Raw genomic sequence first — 9935 nt, 5'->3', positions numbered from 1 at the left:
ATATGAGCAATACACTACATCAACCAGGTACACTTATCCATTATCGTAAAAGAGATTGGATGGTACTACCTTCAGATGATACAGATATATTACGTATTAAACCTTTAGGTGGCTCAGAAGAAGAAGAAACGGCTGTTTATTTGCCTATTACGCTTCTTAATGAGAAAATTACTTCAGCTCATTTTGAAGAACCAAAGGCAAATGAAATAGGTGCTTTTGAAACAGCTAGAATCTTATTTGATGCGTCTAGATTATCATTCAGAAATGCAGCTGGCCCTTTTAGATGTATGGGAAAATTATCCTTCCGCCCACGTGCTTATCAATTAGTCCCTTTAGTAATGGCTTTGAAACAGGACACTGTAAGATTAATGATCGCCGATGATGTTGGGGTTGGTAAAACTGTAGAGGCGCTAATTATTTTAAAAGAACTTATGGAGCGTGGCGAAGTAAAAAAGTTTGCTGTGATTTGTCCACCGCATTTATGCGAGCAATGGCAGACAGAGTTAAAAGATAAATTGGATATTGATGCAGAAATTATTCGTTCTAGTACTGCAGCGAAATTAGATCGTAAAATACCCGATGATCAAAGTGTTTTTTACCACATTCCTTATCAAGTAATTTCTATAGATTATATAAAGTCAGATAGACAGAGAGGCAAATTATTAAATGATTGCCCCGAGTTCGTTATTGTTGATGAAGCGCATACATGTGCATTACCAGAAGGTGCCAAGTCAAAATCACAACAAAAGCGCTATGCGTTGCTTCATGATCTTGCTCAAGACGAAAACAAAAATATATTACTCTTAACGGCAACACCTCATAGTGGTAAAGATGGGGAGTTTACATCCCTTTTAGGATTGTTAAAACCTAAATTTGGTCAATTAAAATTTGATACTATTAACCAAAATGAAAGAAGAAAATTATCAAGACATTTTGTACAACGTAAACGCGAAAACATAAAAAGGTGGTTAAAAGAAAATACAGAATTTCCAGATCGTGATTCGTTGGAGATTGGATACTCCCTTTCACCTGAGTATCAACTATTCTATCATAATTTAATTCGTTTTGCTAGAGGTATTTCTTCAAAGGAAACTGATAATAAGCAAACACAATTATTACGTTCTTGGGCAGCAATAGCATTAATAAAAGGGGCAATGTCAAGCCCTGTGATGGCTGTTGATATGTTGGAACGCAGAAAAGTTAAGTTATTAGTCGAAGAAGAAAATATTGAAGCACCTTCATTGGAAGATACTTTATTCGAAGATTTAGAATATGTGTCTGATATTCCAAGACAAGATCTACTGGAAAGTGTTGATTTTGAAAATGAAGAATTAAATGATTTAGAAAGTTTACAAAAGGAAGCTGTTTTACTACAAAATAATCAATTAGATAAAAAAATTGAAACCACTATTAAATATGTTAAACAATTAATAAAGGATGGTTTTGATCCTATTGTATTCTGTCATTATATAGCTACTGCTAATTATGTAGCCGACCGTTTAAAAAATGAATTACCTAAAAATATTCACATCGAAGCAATTACTTCTGAACTTGCTGATGAGCAGCGTAAAGAGCGTATTGAGATAATGGGTAAGGCGGAAAAGCGCGTAATGGTTGCTACAGATTGTTTAAGTGAAGGGATCAATTTGCAAGAACATTTCACAGCGGTTTTACATTACGATTTACCTTGGAATCCCAACCGATTAGAACAGCGTATTGGACGTGTAGATCGTTTTGGTCAATCTGCGCCAACTATCAAAAACTATATTTTATATGGTGAAGATAACGACATGGATACATTTGTCTTGGAAGTGTTAATAAAAAAGGTTTTGGAAATTCAAAAGTCAACCGGGGTTGCTATTGCTATTGGTGAAAATAGTAAATCCGTGATGGCGGAAGCTGCCAAACATCTTTTGTTTGACGAGAGTAAATCTGAAGGGAAACAACAAAAATTATTTGCTGAAGAGACGGTGACCAACGAATTGGATTTAGCACGTAAAAAGGGAGAGAATTTAAGAAGCATCTTCGCTCATGAAAGTATTGATCCAGAAGTGATCAAAAAAGATTTAGAAGAGGTGGATGAAGCCATTGGAGATGATGATACCGTAGCACAATTTGTTAGAAGCGCGGTACAACAATTAGGTGGAAGTTGTGAATGGGATGGTAAATCAGGATACAATTTACAAGCACAGAACTTACCCCCACATATTAAACGATTTTTTAATAGTGATAAATTATCTAAAATCAGTTTTGTGTCTCCAACGCCCAAAGGATATAGATATATTGGGCGTAATCATCAATTTGTGGAACATTTATGTCAGTTTTTATTAGCTATCGCTTTTGAACCACATCCAGAATATGGAAGATTAGCACGTGTAAGTGAAATACAAACCGATGCGGTAGATACCAAAACAACTTTGGTCATGTTCCGCGTACGAAATGTAATCAAAGAGGTAGCCTCTAAAAAAGAAGCGATTGCAGAAGAAATGTATTTATGGGGTTATAAATCGGTGAACGGAAATTTAGAAGTGTTAGATTATAAACAAGCAAAAGATTTAATGACTAACGCTAAAAGTTTATCCAATTTATCTAAAGAACGTCAACAGGAAGATCTAGAAACAGAATTAAAACATTTTGAAACCATGAAGCCTCAATTTATAGATCTCGCAAATGCGCGAGCTGAAAAATTGGTGGAAGCTCATGGCAGATTTAAAGAATTAGTAGGTGGACGCCGCTTTGAAAAAGCAACACCTGTACTGCCACCAGATGTTATGGGAGTTTATATATTAATGCCAAAACCAAAATCCTTGTAACTATGAACTACAGTGCTATTTCTATACAGGGTAATATTGTATCAAGTGAAATTCTTGAAAAAATAAGAACGGAAGATATTCGCTTTCAAAAGGCGATTGATTTTAATTTAAATCCAAGTGCTTCTATTCGTGATGAAATTAATTTGGCTTGGTCTTTGGCAACGTCCAACTGGAATGCCTTCAAACAAAAAAGAGAAAACTTATCCGAAACAGATACGGGTACTACTGAAACCAGACGTTTTTGGATCATCCCATTGTTATCTGTGTTGGGGTATGAAATGACCGTTGCAAATGCAGAATTCATAAACGGAAAATCTTATGCCATTAGCCATCGTTCTACCAATCGTGATGGATTTCCTATTCATATTGTTGGCGTCAACCAATCATTAGATAAACGTCCCGAAACTGGAACAACGCGATTGTCTCCGCATGCCTTGGTGCAGGAATATTTAAATAATAATGAGCATTTATATGGTTTAGTTTCCAACGGTCGGTTTTTAAGAGTACTGCGCGATGCCACACGCTTAAGTCGATTGAGCTATTTGGAGTTCGATTTGCAGCAAATGATGGAAGAAGGCTTGTATGTGGAGTTTGCATTGCTCTATCGCGCACTGCATGCTACCAGAATGCCTGAAAAAATAGATATTGGTTCGGATAGTATCTTTGAGTTTTACCATCAAGAAGCCATCTCATCAGGTTCTCGTATTAGAGAGCGCTTAAGTCTTGCTGTAGAAAGTTCAATAAAAGAATTGGCAAATGGCTTGTTATACCATCCCCAGAATGAAGACTTACGACAGCAGGTTTTAGAAAACAAAATTACAGCTAAAAATTATTACCTCTATACCTTGCGTTTGGTGTATCGTATGCTCTTTCTATTGGTAATAGAGGAACGTAAATTGATTTATCCCGAAAAACGTGACGAAGATTTAAACAAAAAAAAAGGCATTTATTATGATTTTTACAGTTTACAACGCTTAACTAAATTAGCCGAAAAGCTAGTATATGTAGATCCTAGAAAAACAGATTTATGGCAATCTTTATTAACAACTTTTGCCTTATTTGAAGATGGACAATATGGTAAAAAATTGGGAATCGATCCATTGGGTTCTGGACTATTTTCACCAAGTTCTTTAAGTATTATTAACGATCAATTGCTAGATAATGAATGTTTGCTGAAGGTATTACGCTATTTAGTGACTTTTGAAAATGAAAAAGGTCAGCGCACCCGTGTTAATTATGCCGATTTAGATGTAGAAGAATTTGGTTCTGTCTATGAGGGTTTATTGGAATACGACCCTTTATTCACAGATAATGTAGGGCAGCCTATTTTTAGTTTTGTAAAAGGAGATGATCGTTCTTCCAGTGGGTCGCATTATACACCAGAAGAATTAGTGAAACCTTTAATCACACATTCATTAGATTATTTAATCGCCGATAAGTTAAAAGAACAAGATCCGGAAGTAGGATTATTATCCTTAACCGTATGCGATGTAGCTTGTGGTAGTGGACATATTTTACTTTCTGCAGCGCGACGCATTGGTTTTGAGTTGGCTAAATACCGTAGTAAAGAAGACCAACCGGCACCCACCGAAATGCGTAAAGCAACACGAGACGTCATACGGAATTGTATTTACGGTGTCGATTTAAATCCGTTGGCGGTAGAATTGTGTAAAGTCGCCTTATGGCTAGAAGCACACGACCCAGGGCAACCTATGAATTTTTTAGACCATCATATTAAATGTGGAAATGCCATTGTTGGGTTAGCACATTTTGAAGAATTGGAAAAAGGCATTGGCAGTGAAGCCTTTAAAACCTTACCGGGAGATCATAAAGACATAGCCTCATCATTTAAAAAACGTAACGATTTAGAAGTTAAAACCAAAGGACAATTAAGTACTTACGAAATTGCCAAAATAGATGACGATTTAAAGGGCTTACAAAAAGACTTCGCCAATTTCTCCCAATTACCAGAAAACACACCAGACCAAATAGCCAAAAAGGACAAATTATACCAAGAGTTGACTCAAGGCAAAAAGTGGTGGCGTTTAAAACAACTAGCAGACTTGCATGTGGCACAATTTTTTATACCAAAAACAGAGGCTAATAAAGAAAAACTAACCACCCATAGCCAATACATGAATTACCTAAAAACGGAAACTCAAATTTTAGACCGAGGAGCCGCTATGGCAGTAAGCCATGACAAACGTTTTTTTCATTGGTTTTTAGAGTTTCCAGCAGTATTTCAAAATGGAGGCTTTGATTGTGTCTTAGGGAATCCTCCTTACTTGGGGGGAAGAAAGATTTCAGGTTCTTTTGGACTAGATATTTTGAACTATTTATTTTCAATGAATGAAAGTGCAAAAGGGCAAACTGATTTGGTAGCATACTTTTTTCTTAGAATATTTAAAGTAATTAATGAAAGCGGATATGCATCTTTGATTTCAACCAACACTGTTTCTCAAGGGGATACCAAAGAAGCTGGTTTAAGCTACATTACAAGTAATAATGGAACAATAAATTTCGCAAAGAAGTCATTAAAATGGCCTGGCGTTGCTAATCTGTTCGTTACTCTAGTTGGATTTACTAAAATCTCTGATGTAATATCATTTTTAGATGATAGTAAAGTAAATCGGATTAATGCAAACCTTGATGACGCAGATGATCGAGTGCCTGTAATATTAAAAAACAACAAGAAAAAAATATTTAAAGGTGTTTTTACCTTAGGAGATGGATTTATTCTCTCCTCAGAAGAGGAAAAGAAATTAATTAATTCTGATTCAAAATCCAAAGAAGTAATATTTCCATTCGTAAATGGTAAAGAGCTTAACAATACTCCTAATCAGTCTTCCGAAAGAAGCATTATTAATTTTAGGGAGCTAAGCTTTAAAAAGGCTAGTGAATATAAAGCGGCAATAAATAGAGTTCGATTACTGGTTAAACCAATAAGAGATACAACCAAACGCATCCGTACAAAAGAGAATTGGTGGATATATGCTGAAAGTCGACCGGGTTTATTTAATTCCATTGAAAGTTTGAGCAAATGTATTGTTACTACAGTTGTGACAAAGCATTTATGCTTTAGTATCCTGAAAACAAATACAGTATTTAGCCAATCTATATTTGTTATTGGGTCAGATAAACATTGGTTATTTGCAATTTTGTCTTCAACTTTCCATACAGAATGGGCAAGGAGATGGGGTCCTTCTTTGAAAACCGATTTAAGCTATTCTTCAACTCAATGTTTTGAAAATTTCCCTTTTTTAAATAGTAAGTTATTAACAGAATCAGGCAAAATATATTCTGAGTTTAGAGAAGAAATTATGCTTAATATCAATTTAGGTTTAACCCATATTTATAATCAATTTCACAATGAGCAATTAGTTAGTCAAATAGATGAAATAGAACAGAAAGCATTCTCGAAAAAATTTGGCAAAGAAACCTGGAATTTATACAATCATTTAGAAGTTAAAAAAGAGGGTAATATTAGTTATGAAGAGGCAGTGCGACTTATTTTTAAATTAAGAGAATTGCATAAAGAAATGGACGAAGCGGTTTTAGAAGCTTATGGTTGGCAAGACATAAAATTGCGCCATGATTTTTACGAAGTAGACTATTTGCCAGAAAATGATAAGGTACGTTATACCATTCACCCAGAAGCACGTAAAGAGGTTTTAAAACGCTTGTTACTCCTAAACCATGAGCGTTATGAGGAGGAAATAAAACAAGACTTACATAAAAAAGCAGATGTAGTGGCCTTCTATAAACAAAAAGGTAAACCCATACCAGAAGGTACAAAATATAGTGATGTAAAAACTAAAAAAGCAGCACCTAAAAAAGTAAAACCCAATATCGTTAAAGAGCCACAAGCGCAATATGGCTTATTTGCAGAAACTACCATTGAGGTAAAAGAAGGTTGCAAAGTAACCATTCAAAAAGAGGATGGGGCGCTCTTTAAATATCACATAATTAAAAATGCCATAAAAGGCAAATTTACAGGTGAGTACAAACAAATAGCTACAAGCTCGTCTTTAGCAGAAGTTATGTTCGGTAGAAAAGTTGGTGGTATCTTTACTTTTGGAGGGGCACAGTATAAAATTTTGGACGTAGAATAACTAGCATTAAATAATATGGCAGTATTAGGAAGAATCATTAAAGTTAATAACGAACACATTAATTTGCGTTCAGGAGACGTAGTAGGAGATGTTACCATAGAAGGTGACTATTTACAATTAAGAACCTACGCCATGGGAGATTTGGAACGTGAACGTGGTTCAAAGCAAAATATTCAATTCACCAAAGAAAAAGCACGCGAGTTTAGAGATTTGTTAAATAAATTTTTGAATGAATAGAAGAGTATGCTAGAAACTATTAAATATGCAACCATAAGTAATATTTACACAAAAGATTTAATCTTTTATGAACCAGACAACACGCAACAGCTTGTTCAAATGTGTGAAAATTATGGTATATCCTATCTCCCCGGTAAAGACCGAGCTTCGTGCTATAGATTAATTGATGGAAACTTTATTTTATCTGAATTAACAGATAACATAATCTGCCAACCATTTGATAGATTATTTGACAAGTATACCATTTCAAAATTTGAAAAAGGAAGCCATGATGAAGTTATGTTCGTTATGGATGAAGGCAAAATTAAGGGGGTTGTACACATAGTAGATTATAATGCCGATTTTATCAATTATGAATTTTTTAAACTCACTTTTCAATTTGAAAAAATGCTCAGACAACTTATGTTATTGCACAAAGAAACTGACGAAACATTAATTGCGTGGATGAAACAGAAAGGAGCAAAAAGTGAACATTGGAATACACGATACATAGAATGCACCCCAGAAGATCAAGAAAAACGAAATGAACTTATTTTGAAAAGAAGAGAGTGTAACCCATTTCAAACCTTTTTCTTAAACGATCTATTATATTTTTCTGCTTCCAGAAAATATGTTTCAAAAGAATTCAGAAAAAGTTTAGATGAAATAAAGATCATAAGAAATTGGGTAGCGCATAATAAAGATCTTACTCATAAATCCCAAACAAACAATCAACCTTTATATAAAATAGATGAACTAAAAAAATTTGTCTCACATGCTAATACTTTCTTTAACTGTTATGAAGAATTAGAATATAAAATTAAAAAAGAATTATGATAAACTCAGCAAACGCCAGATCTATCTCAGATTTATATAACACAGAAAAGAACATAGTCTATTTTATTCCAAAATACCAACGTGAGTATGTATGGAACAAGAACAATTGGGAATCCTTATTCGATGATATTTGGGAAAATGATGAAAATCACTTCTTAGGTTCAATTATTTGCATTAACCAAAAGCTAGATTCTATAGATAATGACCGTCTAGAATTAATAGATGGTCAACAGCGTATGACCACACTCTTTATTTTCTTTTTAGCCATTTATAAGCATATGTCTAAACTTAAAGACCAAATTGAAGACGAGGAAGATTTGTTAGAATTTAATTCAGAACTACTCAATTTAAAATATAAGCTTTTATTAAAAAGTGACAAATATTCAATACGCTTAGAGCCATCTTATGCCGCACGAAATAAAGAGGATTTTGAACACTTACTCTCACATGAAACAGATTTTTTAAAGGGTCGTTTTAGGCGGTCGGACAATGCGGGTAATAGACGAATTTTAAAGGCATACAGATATTTTGGGAATAGATTAGGTGAATATAAACCAAATCCAAAAGATGTAGATGGCGATTATGTAGAAGAGTATGTTTTTGATATAGATCAAAGTAAACAGTTATTGAAGAAAATTAATTCTGCAGTCCTTGTAAAAATAGAAGTGTCAAATCACTCTGATGCTTTCACTTTATTTGAAACTTTAAATACAAGAGGTGTCCCATTATCACCTATTGATATTATTAAGAATGCTTTTTTAAACGAATCCGAAAAAAGAGTAAAAGGTTCAATTGATATAAATTTTGAAAAATGGACCTTACTGAATAATAATCTATTGGACGACTATATCATCCAAGATCGTTTTTTAAGGCATTTTTATAATGCTTATAAAAATGAAAAAAGTATTGAAGTAAAAGGTAAAACAAGAGCAACACGTTCTAATTTAATCCATATTTATGATACACTAATAAAAAAAGATCCAAATTCGTTTTTCACAAAACTTAATACAAGTTCAGAGACTTACAACAGATTAATTGTTTCTAATCATGAAGAAAACTCCAAAGGACTGACGGGAGCCTTAAGAGATTTACAAAATATTGGAGGAGCGACTTCTTACCAATTATTAATGTATGTATTCGAAAATTTTGATTTGGAGAACGAATTAAAAATAGAATTAATAGAATATTTAGTCAAGTTTTTTCTTCGAAGAAGTATTACAGATTTGCCTCCAACAAGAGATTTAGATAAAATATTTATTGAAATAGTCAAGGATCTCCATGAATCTAAAAAGTATGAATTAAGTAAAATAATCAAACAAATTGAATCTCTTTCTACGTATGCAAGTGATGAACTATTCTTTGAAAAACTTGAAGGTGATTTATATGAAGAAAATACTGGCGCTACTCGTTTTATTTTATGCAAAATTGAGGAGTTAAATAATAAAACAAAAGAGACTTACACCGATTTATGGGCAAGAGATGACAAGAATAAATTTATTTGGACTATTGAGCATATTTTGCCACAAGGATCTAATATTCCGCCTGATTGGATTCAAATGATTGCAAATGGAGATAAAAAGGAAGCAAAAAAAATTCAGGAAGAATGGGTACATACATTAGGAAATTTAACATTAACCGGGTACAATTCTCAACTAAGTAATTTGTCGTTTGCTAAAAAGCGAGATAGAACTAATAAAGAAGGATCCTTTGTTGGATATAAAAATGGCATGTTCTTAAATGAGACCTTAAAAGAAAAGGAACAATGGTCTAAAAATGATATCATCGAAAGAGGGAAAAAAATAATTGATCTTATAAAGCAATATGTTTAGCAGTTAATTTATATAATATCTATTACCATGTATGGAGAAAAATATCATTTCGAAATCAACGTTTCTAAGAGGATTACAATTTGAGAAATCATTGTATCTATATAAACGTGATTACAATTCTACTATAA

5 protein-coding genes are annotated in these 9935 nt (G+C 33.5%); all 5 read left to right on the top strand.

The window, feature by feature from the left end; translation table 11 throughout:
• Nucleotides 1-2 precede the first annotated feature (2 nt).
• From ABXZ36_RS00590 to ABXZ36_RS00570, 5 genes are read left to right on the top strand one after another with little or no spacing between them, the layout of a single operon-like run.
• Nucleotides 3-2813 carry a DUF8741 domain-containing protein gene (locus ABXZ36_RS00590; protein ID WP_354613507.1) on the top strand — a complete coding sequence of 937 codons (2811 nt, stop codon included), beginning with the start codon at nt 3-5 and terminating at the stop codon, nt 2811-2813.
• Between the two features lie 2 nt (nt 2814-2815).
• On the top strand, nt 2816-6925 hold the full coding sequence (locus ABXZ36_RS00585) for an Eco57I restriction-modification methylase domain-containing protein (RefSeq protein ID WP_354613506.1): 4110 nt from the start codon (nt 2816-2818) through the stop codon (nt 6923-6925).
• Nucleotides 6926-6940: 15 nt separating this feature from the next.
• Nucleotides 6941-7162 (top strand): hypothetical protein, encoded by a 222-nt coding sequence (locus ABXZ36_RS00580; RefSeq protein WP_354613505.1) that lies wholly within the window; start codon nt 6941-6943, stop codon nt 7160-7162.
• A gap of 6 nt (nt 7163-7168) precedes the next feature.
• Complete coding sequence (locus tag ABXZ36_RS00575; protein ID WP_354613504.1) at nt 7169-7978, top strand: hypothetical protein; 810 nt, start codon at nt 7169-7171, stop codon at nt 7976-7978.
• Nucleotides 7975-9807: a DUF262 domain-containing protein gene (locus ABXZ36_RS00570; protein ID WP_354613503.1), complete on the top strand. Its 1833-nt coding sequence runs from the start codon at nt 7975-7977 to the stop codon at nt 9805-9807. The genes ABXZ36_RS00575 and ABXZ36_RS00570 overlap by 4 nt, the downstream gene beginning before the upstream one ends.
• Nucleotides 9808-9935: the final 128 nt, after the last annotated feature.

Origin of the sequence: Sediminicola arcticus, assembly GCF_040566695.1 — a bacterium.
In the GTDB taxonomy this organism is placed as follows: Bacteria; Bacteroidota; Bacteroidia; order Flavobacteriales; family Flavobacteriaceae; genus Sediminicola; species Sediminicola arcticus.
This window is presented reverse-complemented; position numbering and strand designations above follow the sequence as displayed.

Bases quoted from the DNA above. Each gene is read 5' to 3' on its own strand.
- ABXZ36_RS00590 (WP_354613507.1), top strand. From the start codon at position 3: ATGAGCAATACACTACATCAACCAGGTACACTTATCCATTATCGTAAA.
- ABXZ36_RS00585 (WP_354613506.1), top strand. From the start codon at position 2,816: ATGAACTACAGTGCTATTTCTATACAGGGTAATATTGTATCAAGTGAA.
- ABXZ36_RS00580 (WP_354613505.1), top strand. From the start codon at position 6,941: ATGGCAGTATTAGGAAGAATCATTAAAGTTAATAACGAACACATTAAT.
- ABXZ36_RS00575 (WP_354613504.1), top strand. From the start codon at position 7,169: ATGCTAGAAACTATTAAATATGCAACCATAAGTAATATTTACACAAAA.
- ABXZ36_RS00570 (WP_354613503.1), top strand. From the start codon at position 7,975: ATGATAAACTCAGCAAACGCCAGATCTATCTCAGATTTATATAACACA.